This window comes from Klebsiella sp. 141203, from assembly GCF_032601985.1.
Taxonomy (GTDB): domain Bacteria; phylum Pseudomonadota; class Gammaproteobacteria; order Enterobacterales; family Enterobacteriaceae; genus Klebsiella; species Klebsiella aerogenes.
The window spans coordinates 947,785-963,240 of the sequence record NZ_JAQIRL010000002.1 but is presented as its reverse complement, the minus strand read 5'-3'; the positions used below and the strand labels follow the sequence as shown (position 1 = coordinate 963,240).

The following is a 15,456-nucleotide window of genomic DNA, read 5'->3' as shown; positions in this document are numbered from 1 at the left end:
CTTCCCTAAAAAAATACGGCCATCGCCTGAGCGACAGCCGCGGTCACTGAAAATTGGTGTTATTGCGCAGGCAGCGTCGGCACGTTGTCATCGAACCAGGTTTTATAGATTTTGGCGTAGGTGCCATCGGCAACGATTTTCTGCAAACCGGCGTTGATTTTGCCCAGCAGTTCACTGTTACCTTTAGCGACGGCGATGCCGAAATACTGGCGCTCAAATTTGGCGTCAGGCACCAGCTTGAATTGCTTTTCCGGGTGCTGCTTGATGTAGTATTTAACCACCCCGACGTCGCCTACCGCGGCGCTAACGCCGTCTTCAAACAGCTCCTGCAGCATCAGCGGCGTATTGTCAAAACGCTTAATGGAGGTACTGTTTTTACCCAGTTCCTGCGAAACCACAATATCGCCGGTGCTGGAGTTCACCACGCCGACTTTTTCGTTTTTTAACGCCGCCAGCGAGTTCACTTTTGAACCTTCCGGCACCACAATCGACTGTTCGGCCGGGAAGTACGGCGCGGAGAAATCCACCATCTGTTTGCGTTTATCGGTGATAGTAATACCCGAGATGATAATGTCGCGATCGCCGGTGCCCAGGGTGGCGAAAATGCCCTCCCAAGGGGTGTTGACCAGCTTCACGTCAAAACCTTCGGCCCTGGCGATGGCTTTAATGATATCGATATCAAAGCCTTCCAGCTGCTTTTGGCTATTTTCGAATTCAAAGGGACGGTAGGTGCCGCCGGAACCGACGGTATAGGTTTCCGCAGCCGCCTGTCCGGCTGCCGCCAGCGCGGCCATCATGAAACACGCTTTGAGCAAATTCTTGACCATGAGACATCCTTTTTATGCATTTATTTTGCATAAAAATACACATACTTAGCATAGCATGCAACCGGAAAGCGTCTGGGGAGTGAATTATCTTTTGTTCAACCGCGTTGACCACCTGATTTGCCGATGGCTCGATGCAATTCATTGATTCGCTTCATTGATTTGACCGTCTTTTGCGGCGCGGTCGAGGCGACGGACAGCACGATCATCTCAAGGCAAATCAGCACCGTGCCATGCAGCGGCACCCGCCCGTTATCGCCGCCGCGCGGAACATCAATCACCACCTGCGCCAACTGACTGAAGCGCGAATCCAGCGCCTGGGTGAGTAATATCGTTGGGATCCCCAGCCGCTGCGCCTCGCGCAATGTGGTCATCCCCTCCCGGTGCGGCGATTTTTGCCCCATCATAATCAGCACGTCGCCGCGCTGCAGGCTAATCAACTGCTCGGCAAGACTGAAGCCGGTACGGTTGAGGGTACAGGCAGGTAAGCCAATACGATTAAACAGACGCGCTGTGTATTCGGCGAGGATCCCCGACGCCCCGATGCCAAATATCGCCACCTGACGCGCATCGCCCAGTAGCGCCACCGCCTGGGCTACCGCCGCGCGATTATCCGCACGCGATAGCACCTCACAGGCGCGTTGATGCCCATCCAGCACAAAATCGATGCTGGAATTGACATCACAGGAGAGTGCCCCCACCGTCGAGCGCATCTTTTCCGACGAGGTCGCTGACGGCCCGAACCAGCGCGCCATGGTCTCTTTTAACTCGCGCAGCCCGGCAAAACCTAAAGCCTGAATCGCCCTCACCACGGTGGCATCGGAGGTGTGGGTAGCGGTGGCGATCTCCATCGCCGTTCGTTCCAGTACCACTTCACGATTATCATTGATGTAGTTTGCCACCTCGCGTAAACGGGGCGAAAGCTGATGCGCGCGAGCGCGAAAACGCTCGCCAAACAGATCGACTCTGCCCTTCTCTTTTTTCACTCCCGTTTTCATTTCGCCCCCGCCGGAATCGGCCGCCCGGCGATGTGCGACTGCACCTGAGCAACCATCAGCGTCAATGCGGCATACGAATTAGAAATAACCTCTTCGCGCGGCAACAAAATATAGCGGCCGGTGCGGCAGGCGCGCATAAAGTCACACCAGCCGGGCATTACCGCCTCCATGGCCTTTAGCTCATCCTGCGGCTTACCGCCGGTGTCCGAACGCCAGGTCGCGAAGACAAAATCGGCATCCAGCTCCGGTAGCTGTTCGGCGCTGACGTCGATCCGCTGGCCATCGGGGATCTTGTCGATCAACGGCGGGAAGCGGAACCCGGCGTCACGCAGAACTCGCCCCAGCGCGTGATAGGAGTGGTGTACCGTCACCTTGCCGTTATTCGCCTGTATCACCGACACGCGGTACTGCTGCGGGTCGACCGTAGCCTTTAGCTGTTTAATTTGTTCCTGATAACGACGCTCAAGCACCGCCAGTCGCGCCTGGCTGCCGGTGAGCTGCGCCAGTTGGCGGTAAATCCGCGGCGCGCTGCCCTGCAGGTGATCGATACTGACCGTCGGCGCGATTTTCGCCAGTTGCTCCACCGAGACATGGCGGCTAGGCTCGGTAATAATCAGATCCGGCTTCGCCGCAGCCACGGCCTCAAGGTCGATATCGGCGGTGCCAATAAAGCGGATCTCGCTATTGTCGAAATCAACGCCGGTCAGTTGGGCGCTGGAACGCAGGTAGTGGCTGCCGTCCGGGCGCGTGCGGCCATGGCTGGCCACCGGCGGCACTCCGAGCTCAATTAGCGGGATGGTGATATCGAGATCGTGCATCGAAACGATTCGCTGCGGATGCAGCGGTACGGTCACCGTACGACCTAAATCGTCGGTGAAGGTTTGCGAATCGGCAGCCGAGACGGCGCCCGCGCACAGCACCAGCAGAGAAATGAACCAACGCATAACAATCCTTTTTGATTTACAGGGCGTCACGGCGACGCCAAAGCAGAGCAATAAAAAATGGGCACCCCACCAGAGCAATAACAATCCCCGTCGGGATCTGCAGCGGCGCAAACGCCAGCCGCCCCAGCGTATCGGTTGCCAGCACCAGCAACGCGCCAATCAGCGCGCTGCCGCAGAGTAGCGCCACCTGACCGCCGCGCAGGACGAAACGCGCCATATGCGGCGCCATCAGACCGACAAAACCCAGACTGCCAACGCAGGAAACGCTGGCAGAGGTCAGCAGCACGGGGGCGAAGAAACGCAGTAGCGTGAGCTGCGGCAAACGCACGCCAAGACCGATGGCGGTACGGTCGCCCAGCAGCGCCGCATCCGCCGCGCGGGCGGTGCAGAACAGAATCAGTGCGCCAGGTAGCGCCCAGCAAAACGCGACCGCCAGCAGCGGCCAGGTCGCCGCGTGCAGGCTACCGGAGAGCCAGATCATCGCCGTCTGTACGTCGCGTACGTCGGCGGTGGTCATAAAAATGCCAACCGCCGCCGCCAGCGTCCACGACACGCCGATGCCAATCAAAATAAAGCGCGGGCGTGAACAATCGCGCGCCAGCGCCAGCACCAACAGCGCCACCAGCACGCCGCCGAGCATTCCCGCCAGCGGCCGCCACGCCAGCCCTACGGCCGGAAAAAACAGAATTAGCGCCAGCACCACAATGCTGGCCCCTTCTTTGACGCCAATAAGGCCGGGGTCCGCCAGGCCGTTACGGGTAATGCTCTGCATTGCCGCTCCCGCCAGGCCAAGCATGGCGCCGCAGAGCAGCGCCATCAAAATTCGCGGTAGGCGGATGTCAAACAGGATGAAACGTTGCTGCTCGCCAAGCTTCTCCGGCGCCAGCAGCGCACGCGCCAATGTCGAAGATGGCAGCGGAAAGCTGCCGCGGCTGAGGCTATAGAGCCCCAGCGCCAGCAAAAAGAGCAGCATGAAGGCGGCAATTTTCAATGCTGCCGGACGCAGCAACAGATGCCTTGAAGCGAGCCCCAGAGGCCGAAATCCAGCGCGATGAACGGCGCGTTTCATTTAAAAAACCTCGCGGCGATAAAAATAAATAGCGGCGCCCCCACCAGCGCAGTCATCGCGCCGGTCGCCAGTTCCTGCGGGGCGACTAGGGTACGGGCGGCGATATCCGCCAGCACCAGCACCAGCGCCCCTACCGGCGCCGCCAGCGGTAACGCCAGGCGAATATCTTGCGTTATCAGACGGCGCACCACATGCGGCACCACCAGCCCGACAAACCCAACAGGCCCGGCCACCGCCACCGCCGCGCCGCACAGCAGTGCAATAGCGGCCAGCCCCAGCAGCCGGGTCTGCACCAGATTCACCCCCAGCCCCAGCGCCGCTTTATCGCCCAGCGCCAGCACGTTCAGACGTGGCGCGAGGAGCAGCGCCAGTCCCATGCCAGAAAGCGCCGGCACCAGCGCCGCCTGTAGGGTAGCCCAGTTCAATCCGGCCAGATCGCCGGCAAGCCATGTGCGCATCGCCAGCAGCGTTTGTTCGTCAAGAATTAAAATCGCCGCCGTCACCGCCGAGGCAAACGCCGAGATCGCCACGCCGCATAGCGTGATGCGCAGCGGCGTCGCCCCGCCGCGCCCGGCAGAAGCCAGGGCCATTACCCCGCCGAACAGCAGCGCCGCGCCACAGGCGGCGGTTAGCGGGCGTGCCGCTGGAAAATCGCCGAGAGAGAGGCCCAGCGCCGAGGTCGCAACCATCGCCAGCGAGGCGCCGGCGTTGAGCCCAAGAATATGCGGCTCGCCAAGCGGGTTGCGGATCACCGTCTGCAGCAGCACCCCGGCAACGCCAAGCGCCGCGCCGGTCAACAGCGCCGCTGCCAGCCGAACCAGACGTAAATCAACAATAATACGGTGATCGAAGTTTCGCGGGTCGTACTCGAGCAGTGCCTGCAGGACCGTCTGCGGCGCGATCCAGCGGGCGCCTAAGCCAAGATGAATCAGCGAACCGATAATAAGTAGCAGAGCTAACAGCAGCATCGCCAGCCGCGGACGAGTACGACGCCGTGTGGCGTACAGCACGGCGGCGCTCATAGGGCAACGGTCTGGCTTGCGCGAAACGGCATAAAGAAAGGTTTGCCGGTTTGCGGATTGATTGACATCTGCACATCAACATCAAAGACGTTTTTAATCAGTTCAGGGCTGCAGATTTCGTGTTCTGAAATGGTCCCGGCTATCCGCCCTTTTTTGAGAAATACCAGCAGGTCGGCGTAGTTCACCGCAAAGTTCAGGTCGTGAAGGACCGTTACCACCGTGCGGCCATGCTGGCGGGTCAGGCTCTGCAGAAGTTCAAGAATATCGACCTGATAGCGCAGGTCGAGCCAGGTGGTGGGCTCATCCAGTAAAATGGTTTTCGTCTGCTGCGCCAGCGCCATCGCTATCCAGCAGCGCTGACGCTGACCGCCGGAAAGGCTATCGACCGGCAGATGGGCGAATTCGGCGGTGCCGGTTAATTGCAGCGCCTCTTCCACCGCCTGTTCATCGGCTTCAGACCACTGGCGCATCAGCCCCTGCCACGGGTAGCGCCCGCGCGATACCAGTTCAAACACCGTGAGCCCTTCCGGCGTCAGCGGCGATTGCGGCAGGATCCCCAGCTGGCGGGAGACCGCTTTGGTCGGCATGTCGTGGATGGTCTTTCCGTCCAGACGGACGCAGCCGCCGAGCGGTTTTAGCATCCGGGCGATGGTCGATAACAGCGTTGATTTGCCGGACCCGTTAGCCCCGGCAAGCACCGTCATTTTACCGCTGGGGATCGTCAGATTAATGTCATCGACGATAAGCGTCTGGCCATACCCGGCCGACAGGGATTCCAGGACGATCCCCTTCTCTGCAGGGTTTACCCGCTGTGGCATAACTCGCTCCTGCGCCGCAGCGTTCCGGCGTCCGCCTTCAACGTTCTGCAGTCAAATCAAAATAAATCTCATTCTCTTTTGATCATGAAGGGGATGAATGTAGTAGTCAATACTGTGCTGCATGTTGCTTCCTTCACGTTCAGCACCTCATGGGGAGACAAAATGAATTTTATGAATACTATTTATAATCAATAAAATAAGATCATCACATCACCTGGTACAGACTGCTAAATCGCGCTTTTCTTCAGCGCAGCTTTTTTATCTTACATAACATTTACTACTACATTTCTTCGTGTTTGAATGATTCTCAATTACATATCTGAAGGCGCATTCAGACGCTTAACGGATAGGTTTTATTTTCAGGGCAATGATTTAATTGGCTTTATCTGACCGCAAAGGCAGATTCGTTCACGAGAAACAGATAATGACTCAACCCCATGTCGCCTGCAGGACGTTGCAAGGGCGCGCGCTTTTTTCGCTTCTTTTTTTAGCCTCACCGGGATTAATAGCCGCAGAAAATAACGCGGCAAAGAATACCAAGGACGCGGAGGACACCATTACCGTAGTGGCTGACGGCCGCCAGCAGAACGCCACCAGCGGTTATCAGCCGCTGAGTTCGTCCACGGCGACATTGACCTCAATGCCGCTGCTGGATATTCCGCAGGTGGTGAATACCGTCAGCGACCGGGTGCTGGAAGATCAGCACGCTACCTCGCTGGATGAAGCATTGTATAACGTCGCCAACGTAGTGCAGACCAATACCCTCGGCGGTACCCAGGATGCCTTTACCCGCCGCGGCTTCGGCGCCAATCGCGACGGTTCTATCATGACCAACGGCCTGCGTACCGTTCTACCGCGCAGCTTTAACGCCGCTACCGAGCGGGTTGAAGTTCTGAAGGGCCCGGCCTCGACGCTGTACGGCATTCTCGACCCCGGCGGGCTGATAAACGTGGTCACCAAACGCCCCGAGCGTCAGTTCTCTGGTTCGGTTTCCGCCACCTCCAGCAGTTTTGGCGGCGGCACGGGTAGCTTCGACGTGACCGGGCCAATCGATGGCACAAATCTGGCCTATCGACTGATCGGCGAATATCAAAATGAAGATTACTGGCGTAATTTCGGCAAGAACAAAAGCAGCTTTATCGCCCCTTCCCTGACCTGGTTTGGCGATAGCGCGACCATTACCGCTTCGTATTCACATCGCGATTACAGCGCCCCCTTTGACCGCGGCACGATTTTCGATCTCAATACCGGCCACGCGGTCAACGTCGACCGTAAAACCCGTTTCGATGAAGCCTTTAATATCACCGATGGTTATTCCGATATTGCCCAACTGAACGCCGAGTATCGTCTTAACAGCGCCTGGACCGCGCGCTTTGATTACAGCTACAGCCAGGATCACTACAACGATAACCAGGCCAGGGTAATGGCCTATGATTCTGCGACCGGCAACCTGACCCGCCGGGTCGACGGCACGCATGGCTCAACGCAAAAGATGCATTCCACCCGCGCCGATCTACAAGGCAACGTGGTGATCGGCGGCTTTTATAATGAACTGCTGACCGGCGTCGCCTATGAGAATTACGATCTGCTGCGTACCGATATGCTGCGTTGTAAGAACGTGAAAGGCTTTAATATTTATCATCCGGTTTACGGCACTCTCGATACCTGTAATACCGTTTCCGCTGCCGATAGCGATCAGCGCATCAAGCAGGAGAGCTATGCGACCTATCTGCAGGACGCCCTGTACCTGACCGATAACTGGATTGCCGTGGCCGGCGTACGCTACCAGTATTACACCCAGTATGCCGGTAAAGGCCGTCCGTTTAACGTCAATACCGATAGCCGCGATGAGAAATGGACGCCGAAGGCTGGCCTGGTCTACAAGGTAACGCCAAATGTGTCGCTGTTTGCTAACGTCGCCCAGTCATTTATGCCGCAGTCGTCGATTGCCAGCTATATCGGCGAACTGCCGCCGGAAGAGTCCACCTCTTACGAAGTCGGCGCGAAATTCGACCTGTTAGAGGGTATTACCGCCAATATCGCGTTATTTGATATTCATAAACGTAACGTGCTGTATACCGAAAGTATCGGCGACGAGACGGTGGCGAAGACCGCGGGTAAGGTTCGCTCGCGCGGCGTGGAGGTGGATCTGGCGGGCTCGATCACCGATAACCTCAGCGTCATCGCCAGCTACGGCTATACCGATGCCAAAGTGCTGGAAGATCCCGATTATGCCGGTAAACCGCTACCGAACGTGCCAAAACATACCGGTTCGCTGTTCCTGACCTATGACATTCATAACGTCTATAACAGCAACACCCTGACCGTTGGCGGCGGCGGCCACGCGGTCAGCAAACGGTCCGGCACCAACGGCGCGGATTATTATCTGCAGGGCTATGCGGTGGCCGACGTCTTCGCGGCCTACAAAATGAAGCTGCAGTATCCGGTAACGCTACAGGTGAATGTGAAGAACTTGTTCGATAAGACCTATTATACCTCGTCAATCGGCACCAATAATCTCGGCAACCAGATTGGCGACCCGCGTGAAGTGCAGTTTACGGTGAAAATGGATTTTTAAGCCTTACCCTGCCCCGGATAGCGGCGCGCTGCGCCTTATCCGGGCTACCTCCCCTCAGCCCCTGCTGCGGGGAAATACCGGATGATGCATTTGGCTTACCAATCCTCTTCCTGGCCGAGGATACGCAAAATATCCTGCCGATGCTGCAATAGCAGTGGGTTATCGCGATGGCGGGGAAACGCCAGCGGAAGCGTAAACTCAGCGATAATGCGCCCCGGCCGCGGCGACATCACCAGCACCCGCTCGCAGAGCAGCAGCGCTTCTTCAATATCGTGGGTCACCAGCAGGCTGGTATAACCCTGCCGCTGCCACAGCGCAATCAGTTCGCGCTGCATGCTGATACGGGTAAGCGAATCCAGCTTACCCAGCGGCTCATCAAGCAGCAGTAGACGCGGTTCATTGAGCAACGCGCGCGCCAGCGCCGCACGCTGCGCCATCCCGCCGGAAAGCTGCCGCGGCCACGCCTCGCTAAACGCCTGCAGCCCGATCCGTGAAATCAGCGCGTCGGCCTTCGGCTCCAGCCCCTTTTTCCCCTGCGCCTGCGGCCCCAGCAGCACGTTCTGCCGCACCGTCAGCCACGGATAAAGCGTCGGGTCCTGGAAAACCAGGATCCGTTCCGGCCCCGGCCCGCCCATCGCCGCATCGTCAATCTCAATATGCCCGCTTTGCTGTGGCTCCAGCCCCGCCAGCAGGCGCAGAAGCGTCGATTTACCGCAGCCTGAGGGGCCAAGCAGGGCGACACTCTCCCTTGGCCGCAGTTGCAGGCTGATATTGTCCAGCACCGGCACCGTCTGTTTGCCCAATGTAAAAGCATGATGAAGATGACGTACCGCCACCGCCGCACCGGTCGAAACTGTCTGGGCACTTACCATTGCATTCCTCCGCGCTGCCAGCTCAGCAGCCGATCGCGAATCATAAATAGCCCGCTAATCAGGCCGGAACATAACAACGCCATCACGAATAGCGCCGCGTACATATTCGGATAGGCCGCCCAGCCCTGCGCCCACTGCAGATAAAAACCGATCCCGGATTTGACGCCGACCATTTCGGCGACAATCAGCACTGAAAACGACGCGCCAAGCCCCATAAATAAGCCGACAAACACGTTCGGCAGCGCGGCGGGGATCGCCACGCGCAGGATCAGGAACCGTTGGCTGGCTCCTAGCGTTCGCGCCACGTCATACCACGCTTTATCGATACCGATGACCCCGGACCAGGTTAATACCGTGACCGGGAACCAGGTGCTGAGCGCAATCAAAAACACGCTGGCGCCGAAGCTGGAAGGAAAGATAAACAGGCATAGCGGCAGCAGCGCGGTGGAAGGCACCGACCCCAGCAGGCGTAATACCGGATGCACCCAATAGCCAATACGCTGAGACCAGCCAATCGCCAGCCCGCTAATAAACCCACAGCTGGTGCCGAGCAGTACTCCGAGCCCGAGCAGCCCCAGCGAATGCAGCAGGCTATCAAGCAACCGCGGCCAGTCATCATGCAGCACTTCAATCAGCGCCTGCGGCGGAGCGAAAAACGGCACCGGCAAAAACGCCGTCTTGGCCGTCAGCCCTTCCCATAGCGCGAAGAGCACCGGCAACAGCGCCAGCCATTTTCCGGCACGCTGCAAACGCGCGCCCCGCTGGCGCCAGTAACGGTAACTCAGCGTCAGTAACAGCAGTCCGCCGCCGAGAGTGAACTGCGCCAGCGCCCACTCCTCGCTAAATGGCCAGCGCCGACCGGCATCGGGCCAGGCCTGCGTGAACAGGCCGCCCAGCAGCCATAGCGCGGCGGCAAGCCCGCCCTCCGTCCAGAGCAGAGCGCCGAGCCCCGGTCGGGCGAGCGCGCGGTCAGGCGAAAACGTTGACATAAATACTCTCCGCAAACTGATGAGGATCGGTTCCCGGTTTGATGACCTGTACCCGCTGAAGATCCACGGCATACTGCGTCAGCTCTTTAACAAAAGCCTCGCCCACCGCATGATGGCCGTGCCCCTGGCCGTGAAGAATGCCGCTAACCTCCGCTTCGTTAGTATTTAGCGCATGGGCGAGAAAAGATTGCGCCACGCTTTCCGGGTGCGCGGCGGCATAACTGTGCGCTTCCAGAATCGCCTTGGTAAGCGCGGCCGCCGCCGGTTTATGATCGCGCGCAAGGGAGCCGCTGACGCCCAGCACGCAGCAGCTAAGATTGGCGTAATCGCCGGTCATATTGCTGGCGATTAGCTGATATTTCCCGGTTTCCAGCAGGCGATAGCTAAAGGGTTCGCTGCCGCTAATGGCGGCGATTTCGCGTTTATCCAGCGCCACGCTGAGCAGGTCGGCCGGATAGACTTTCCACTGCACATCGCTAATCGGGTCGATACCGTGGCGTTTCAGCAAGATGGCGAAGAAGTTTTTATCCGGCCCGGCCATATCGGTGACGCCAATGGTTTGCCCTTTCAGGCTCTCCAGACCGCTAAAAGGCGAGTTTTTGGCCGTCAACAAATTCAGGCAGCCGCCGTGCGTTCCGGCAGTAAGTTTGACGTCAAACCCCTGCTCCAGCGCCTTCAGCCAACGTAACGCCATGCCTACCCCGGCGTCGGCCTTGCCGGTGGCAATCGCTTCCAGCAGTACATCCGTCGAGTTACCAAAGTTAACAAACTCAACGTCGAGATTATATTTACTAAAAATCTTCTGCTGCTCCGCGACGGCGACCGGCGCCAGGCACACCGCGCTTTTGTTGATCGCCAGCTTGATTTTGTAAGGCTGCGCCAGACGCAGCGCCGGATGTTCATCGCCGCTCGCCATCTCCGCCATATCGTGAGCCCATAGCGGCACAGACGCCCCGGCCAGCGCCAGACCGCCGGTAAATTGTAAGAAACGACGACGGGTAAAACGTGTGGTCATCATGGCGCCGCCTCCGCATGAACCGGCGCGACCGGCACGTTAAAGCCGTTATCAAATGTCGGCGTTACATCGAGCTTTGCGCGAATGAGGCCGTTGGCAAGATAAAAGTCCGCCGTCGACTGCTGCTGGGCGACCGTCGGCGCGTCCAGCCGCTGCCACTGCGACTGGCGGTTGGCAAACTGCGCGCGGGCGATCTCCGCCGGGAAGCGAATGATCTCCCCCAGCGTTTTGCCATAGCTATCGAGATTGGCGTATGCCCAACGCTCGGCGCCGGCCAGTCGGGTGAGATAATCCTGAAGCGCCGCGCGCTTTTGTGGATCCTTCAGAGCATTATCGGTGGCAGCCAGGAAGGTATTACCCGGCAACAGCCCTTTACCGCTCACCAGAATCTGCCCTTCGGCGGTTTTCACCAGTTGCGTGGTATAGGGCTCCCAGGTCGCCCAGGCATCTACCGAACCGTTAAGCAGCGCGACTTTCGCATCCACCGGGCCAAGGAATACCCACTGGACATCCTTCGGCGAGACCCCCGCCTGCTCCAGAGCTTTCAGCGCCACAAAATGGCCAATTGATCCTTTACCGGTGGCAATGCGTTTACCTTTCAGATCCGCCGCGCTTTTTAACGCGCTGCCGGGGGGCACCAGCACGGCGGTCCCCGCCGGGTTGCTCTTATCGACGGCAATCGCTTTTACCGGCGCGCCGTTCGCCAGCGCGAACAGCAGCGGCGCATCGCCGATAATCCCCACGTCAACCGCGCCGGCGTTGAGCGCTTCAGCCAGCGGCGCGGCGGCAGGAAACTCGGCCCATTTAATATCGTAAGCGAGGTTTTGCAAGGCGTTAGCAGCCTCCAGTTGCGACCGCATGCCGCCTTTTTGATCGGCAATTCGCAGCGTGATTCTTTCCTGAGCCGCAACATAGCCGCTCAGCGTCAATAGCATTAGCGCCCCGGCTATGCGGGTAAAATGAGGTATGCGCATCTTAATTATCCTTGTTGTTGAAAAGCGTGTTTACCCGCCGCCTGCCACGCGCTGTCGTGCTGCGGCGTATGTACCCGCCCGCACAGGACGTTGCGATAGTGGCGTTCCAGAGGATTTTGCCGGCTTAAACCATGATTGCCGGTGAGTTCAAGCGCCAGATTGACCGCCAGAATGGCGTTATCGGTGATAGTGACTTTCGCCAGATTGGCCTCAATAGCGGAAAAGCCCAGCTCCGCGGTATTCTCCAGCAGAGCGCGGTTAACCAGCAGTAGCCCCTCTATCTGCCCCACTTTTTCCTGTACCCGCGGCAGACTGGAAAGCGGTTGTCCAAGATTGCCGGGAACCCGCGCACCAAGCCACGCGACAAGCCAGTCGCGCGCCGCGCGGGCCACGCTGTCGTAAATCGCCGCCAGCAACGCCGTATGACGGTTAGCAAACAGACGAAATTGTTCGGCGTCCGGCGCGGGCGGCTCGTCGGCAGGCCAAACGTCTACCGCGTGCCCGGCGGATACCTGCACGTTTTTCAGCACCACCTCGTGACTGCCGGTAGCCCGCATGCCTACGTGATCCCAGCTTTTCACTACGCTGATGCCCTCGCTGTCGGCAGGGACCAGCCAGCTACCGACCAGCGGCGGGTTGTCGTCGCTGCGCGCCCACAGCGCCAGCCAGCTCAACCCTTCGATACCGGTGGTATAAATTTTGTGACCGTTAATCAGCCAGCCCCGGCCGTTACGGCTGGCTATCGTTTGCGGCAGGCCGCCGCGCGCCGGAGAGCCCAGATCCGGCTCGACGCGCAGGCTATTGATCAACCCGCCGTTTGTGAGCGCATCATCAAACACGTGCTGGCGTAGCGGCTCAGCCCAATGCGTATTTTCCGCCAGCCGCAGATGATGTAGGTACTGCATGCAGACAATCAGCGCGGTCGCCGGTTCGCCCCAGGCGATGGCGGCGATAGCCTGTTGCAGCTCGGCTAAACTGGCGCCTGCACCGCCATACTGCGATGGTACGGCAAGGCTTAAAAATCCGCGTCGGCGCAGAACGTCAATATTGCGATGGGGAAAATCGCCGCTGGCATCAAGGCTGGCCGCCTCCTCCGCCATCAGTTGGCGGATCTCGGCAAGCTGCCGTGGCCAATCTGCGATTGGGCGATGACTCACGATGCACGCTCCGCCACGGCGCGCAGCGCGGCTTTTTCGCGGGTAATCGGCAGCAGCGCTTTGCCATACTCCTGCGCATCGTTCAGCGGATCGAATCCGCGGATCAGGAAGTTACGCACGCCGAGGTCGTAGTAGTCGAGCAGTGCATCGGCAACCTGCTCCGGCGTACCGACCAGCGCGGTGGAGTTGTGGCCGCCGCCCACCAGCTGCGCGATGCCGGTCCACAGGCGTTTATCCACCACCTTGCCCTGCGCCGCCGTAGCCCGCAGACGCTGCGCGCCAACGCTATCGGGCTTGGCTTTAAAGCCCCCTTCACTCTGCGCCGCCCGCTCGGTGGCGACATGCAAAATATGCTCGGCTTTCTCCCAGGCTTCCGCTTCGCTATCGGCGATAATCGGCCGGAACGATACGCTGAAACCGATCTCGCGCTGATGTTTTGCCGCTTCGGCACGTACCCGCTGGATAGTTTCCGCAGTCTGCGCCAGCGACTCCCCCCATAGCGCGAAGACGTTAGCGTGTTTACCGGCAACCGTAATTGCCGCCTCCGACGAGCCACCGAAATAGAGGGGAATATGCTGTTTCTGCAGAGGGCGAATCGCCGACCAGGCCTGTTGCGCCTGATAAAAATCATTGTCGATGTCCACCGGCTGTTCGGCGGTCCAGACTTTGCGGATGGTATCGAGGAAGGCGTCGGTGCGCGCATAGCGCTGGTCGTGGTCGAGATAATCGCCGTCACGGCGCTGCTCGGCATCATTGCCGCCGCTGATAATATGTACCGCCAGCCGGCCGCCAAGCAGATGTTCAAGAGTGGCAAATTTACGCGCGGCGAGAGTTGGCGAGACAAAACCGGGGCGGTGCGCCAGCAGGAAAGCTATCTTTTGCGTCGACAACCCCGCCAGCGCGGTCACCAAAAAGCCGTCGGGTTGATCGGACCAATGCCCCACCAGCAGACGGTCAAACCCCGCGGCTTCATGTGTTTGCGCGAAGCGCACAATATAATCACGGTCAAAAATCGGCCCTACCGGGGCGATGGTTTCTGACGACAGGCGGTGGCCGATCATGCCGAGAAACTGAATGCTCATACAGAACTCCTGGTAGCAAGGTAATGAATGGGCCGCGGCGGCGGCGCGTTTTCATTACCCTATACACAGGCACTTAATGAACAAAATGCATTTTTATCATAACTTAATATGCAAGATAAGCATTTCTTAAAATAACATATACGTATCAGAAAGATGCGTTAAGTTGCTGGACCACTTTTCCGGCGAAAAAAGTCAGCGGCTGGCTGAGGTTAGCCAGATTCTGCGCCTGTACCAGCCACAGATGCACTTGCGGCTGAAAATCCGCGAGCGTAAGCGTGGACACTTCATCGCGCCACGGGCTGGCGGCCAGCGCGGCGCGAGGCACCAGGCCAAGCCCCAGCCCCTGCGCCACCAGGCTGATTTGCAACTGGGCGCCGGCGGTCTCGACGTTCAGCGCCAGCCGCAGCCCCTGCGAGTGCAGTTCGCGGATAAGCCCGGCCCGCAGGCCGCAGCCGTCGGGATTCAGTATCCAGCCTCGCTGCGCACAGTCGCGCAGCGCTCCGGCGTGCAGTCGCCAGCTTTTCGCCGCGATGACCACGATATCCAGCGGGCACAGCAGCCTCCCGCTGTAGCCGTCAGCAAAGCGCTGCTGTTGCGGTCCCATCGCCAGCACGCCATCCAGTTCGACGCTCTCTAGCCGTTTTTGCAACAGCCCGCTCCAGCCGCAGGTCACCTGCGGCTCCAGAGCCGGGAACTGCTGGCGTAGCGCGCTCAGCGCCGGCTGGAGGGCGATTTCCGCCACGCTCTGCGGCACGCCAAGACGCAGAACGCCCTGCGGCTCCGCCTCCGGGTCAAGCAGACCGTACAGCTTTTTAGTTTCCCGCTTGATGCTCAGACATTGTTCATACACCCGGTGCCCGGCGGCGGTGAGCGTCAGGGGCATGGTCTGGCGCTCCAGCAGCGTCACATTGAGGGTTTGCTCAAGGCGCTGAAGCCGACGGGTAATGGCCGATTGGGTAATGCCAAGATATTCCGCAGCTTGGTTTAGGGAGGAAAACTGCACGGTAGCCAGCAGAGCATCAATGTCGTCGATACGCATACAATCCTTAATGTGATTTTTGCATATTAATATATGCGGAAATTGCATTTTAATTATATTAACGCCTTTGCTAGC

General features: G+C 59.0%; 11 protein-coding genes and 3 pseudogenes. 1 reads left to right on the top strand and 13 read right to left on the bottom strand.

Annotated elements, in window-relative coordinates; genetic code table 11:
* Positions 1–59: 59 nt before the first annotated feature.
* From PGR29_RS12270 to PGR29_RS12245, 6 genes and pseudogenes are all read right to left on the bottom strand, one after another.
* Positions 60–827 (bottom strand): basic amino acid ABC transporter substrate-binding protein, encoded by a 768-nt coding sequence (locus tag PGR29_RS12270; protein WP_020079063.1) that lies wholly within the window; start codon positions 825–827, stop codon positions 60–62.
* 95 nt (positions 828–922) lie between these two features.
* Positions 923–1,874 (bottom strand): annotated as a pseudogene (locus tag PGR29_RS12265) (MurR/RpiR family transcriptional regulator).
* A pseudogene (locus tag PGR29_RS12260) lies at positions 1,819–2,771 on the bottom strand (iron-siderophore ABC transporter substrate-binding protein). Before PGR29_RS12260 ends, PGR29_RS12265 begins: the two co-directional pseudogenes overlap by 56 nt.
* Before the next feature lie 11 nt (positions 2,772–2,782).
* Positions 2,783–3,835 carry a FecCD family ABC transporter permease gene (locus PGR29_RS12255; RefSeq protein WP_316424604.1) on the bottom strand — a complete coding sequence of 351 codons (1,053 nt, stop codon included), beginning with the start codon at positions 3,833–3,835 and terminating at the stop codon, positions 2,783–2,785.
* Positions 3,832–4,857, bottom strand: a complete 1,026-nt coding sequence (locus PGR29_RS12250) for a FecCD family ABC transporter permease (protein ID WP_113374124.1) — start codon at positions 4,855–4,857, stop codon at positions 3,832–3,834. Before PGR29_RS12250 ends, PGR29_RS12255 begins: the two co-directional genes overlap by 4 nt.
* Positions 4,854–5,675, bottom strand: a complete 822-nt coding sequence (locus PGR29_RS12245; protein WP_316424603.1) for an ABC transporter ATP-binding protein — start codon at positions 5,673–5,675, stop codon at positions 4,854–4,856. Before PGR29_RS12245 ends, PGR29_RS12250 begins: the two co-directional genes overlap by 4 nt.
* A gap of 505 nt (positions 5,676–6,180) precedes the next feature.
* Between PGR29_RS12245 and PGR29_RS12240 the strand changes: the two genes are divergently transcribed.
* Positions 6,181–8,253 carry a TonB-dependent siderophore receptor gene (locus tag PGR29_RS12240; RefSeq protein WP_316424655.1) on the top strand — a complete coding sequence of 691 codons (2,073 nt, stop codon included), beginning with the start codon at positions 6,181–6,183 and terminating at the stop codon, positions 8,251–8,253.
* A 95-nt stretch (positions 8,254–8,348) separates the two neighbouring features.
* Here PGR29_RS12240 and PGR29_RS12235 read toward each other — a convergent pair whose 3' ends face one another.
* The 7 genes and pseudogenes from PGR29_RS12235 to PGR29_RS12205 all read right to left on the bottom strand — a co-directional run bounded on the left by PGR29_RS12235 (position 8,349) and on the right by PGR29_RS12205 (position 15,381).
* Complete coding sequence (locus PGR29_RS12235; protein ID WP_316424602.1) at positions 8,349–9,125, bottom strand: ABC transporter ATP-binding protein; 777 nt, start codon at positions 9,123–9,125, stop codon at positions 8,349–8,351.
* Positions 9,119–10,114 (bottom strand): ABC transporter permease, encoded by a 996-nt coding sequence (locus PGR29_RS12230; RefSeq protein WP_316424601.1) that lies wholly within the window; start codon positions 10,112–10,114, stop codon positions 9,119–9,121. The genes PGR29_RS12235 and PGR29_RS12230 overlap by 7 nt, the downstream gene beginning before the upstream one ends.
* Entirely contained in the window at positions 10,095–11,132 is a 1,038-nt protein-coding gene (locus PGR29_RS12225; RefSeq protein ID WP_316424599.1) for an ABC transporter substrate-binding protein, read from the bottom strand. Before PGR29_RS12225 ends, PGR29_RS12230 begins: the two co-directional genes overlap by 20 nt.
* Positions 11,129–12,103: an ABC transporter substrate-binding protein gene (locus PGR29_RS12220; RefSeq protein WP_213316767.1), complete on the bottom strand. Its 975-nt coding sequence runs from the start codon at positions 12,101–12,103 to the stop codon at positions 11,129–11,131. The genes PGR29_RS12225 and PGR29_RS12220 overlap by 4 nt, the downstream gene beginning before the upstream one ends.
* A 5-nt stretch (positions 12,104–12,108) precedes the next feature.
* Positions 12,109–13,203 (bottom strand): acyl-CoA dehydrogenase family protein, encoded by a 1,095-nt coding sequence (locus tag PGR29_RS12215; RefSeq protein WP_316424654.1) that lies wholly within the window; start codon positions 13,201–13,203, stop codon positions 12,109–12,111.
* A 46-nt stretch (positions 13,204–13,249) separates the two neighbouring features.
* A pseudogene (locus PGR29_RS12210) lies at positions 13,250–14,342 on the bottom strand (LLM class flavin-dependent oxidoreductase); the annotation flags it as partial.
* Positions 14,343–14,487: 145 nt separating this feature from the next.
* Positions 14,488–15,381, bottom strand: a complete 894-nt coding sequence (locus tag PGR29_RS12205; protein ID WP_316424598.1) for a LysR family transcriptional regulator — start codon at positions 15,379–15,381, stop codon at positions 14,488–14,490.
* Between the last annotated feature and the right edge of the window lie 75 nt (positions 15,382–15,456).

Excerpts from the sequence above, each read along its gene's own strand:
- PGR29_RS12270 (WP_020079063.1), bottom strand. The coding sequence starts at position 827 with ATGGTCAAGAATTTGCTCAAAGCGTGTTTCATGATGGCCGCGCTGGCG.
- PGR29_RS12255 (WP_316424604.1), bottom strand. The coding sequence starts at position 3,835 with ATGAAACGCGCCGTTCATCGCGCTGGATTTCGGCCTCTGGGGCTCGCT.
- PGR29_RS12235 (WP_316424602.1), bottom strand. The coding sequence starts at position 9,125 with ATGGTAAGTGCCCAGACAGTTTCGACCGGTGCGGCGGTGGCGGTACGT.
- PGR29_RS12205 (WP_316424598.1), bottom strand. The coding sequence starts at position 15,381 with ATGCGTATCGACGACATTGATGCTCTGCTGGCTACCGTGCAGTTTTCC.
- PGR29_RS12225 (WP_316424599.1), bottom strand. The coding sequence starts at position 11,132 with ATGATGACCACACGTTTTACCCGTCGTCGTTTCTTACAATTTACCGGC.
- PGR29_RS12220 (WP_213316767.1), bottom strand. The coding sequence starts at position 12,103 with ATGCGCATACCTCATTTTACCCGCATAGCCGGGGCGCTAATGCTATTG.
- PGR29_RS12250 (WP_113374124.1), bottom strand. The coding sequence starts at position 4,857 with ATGAGCGCCGCCGTGCTGTACGCCACACGGCGTCGTACTCGTCCGCGG.
- PGR29_RS12230 (WP_316424601.1), bottom strand. The coding sequence starts at position 10,114 with ATGTCAACGTTTTCGCCTGACCGCGCGCTCGCCCGACCGGGGCTCGGC.
- PGR29_RS12215 (WP_316424654.1), bottom strand. The coding sequence starts at position 13,203 with ATGGCGGAGGAGGCGGCCAGCCTTGATGCCAGCGGCGATTTTCCCCAT.
- PGR29_RS12245 (WP_316424603.1), bottom strand. The coding sequence starts at position 5,675 with ATGCCACAGCGGGTAAACCCTGCAGAGAAGGGGATCGTCCTGGAATCC.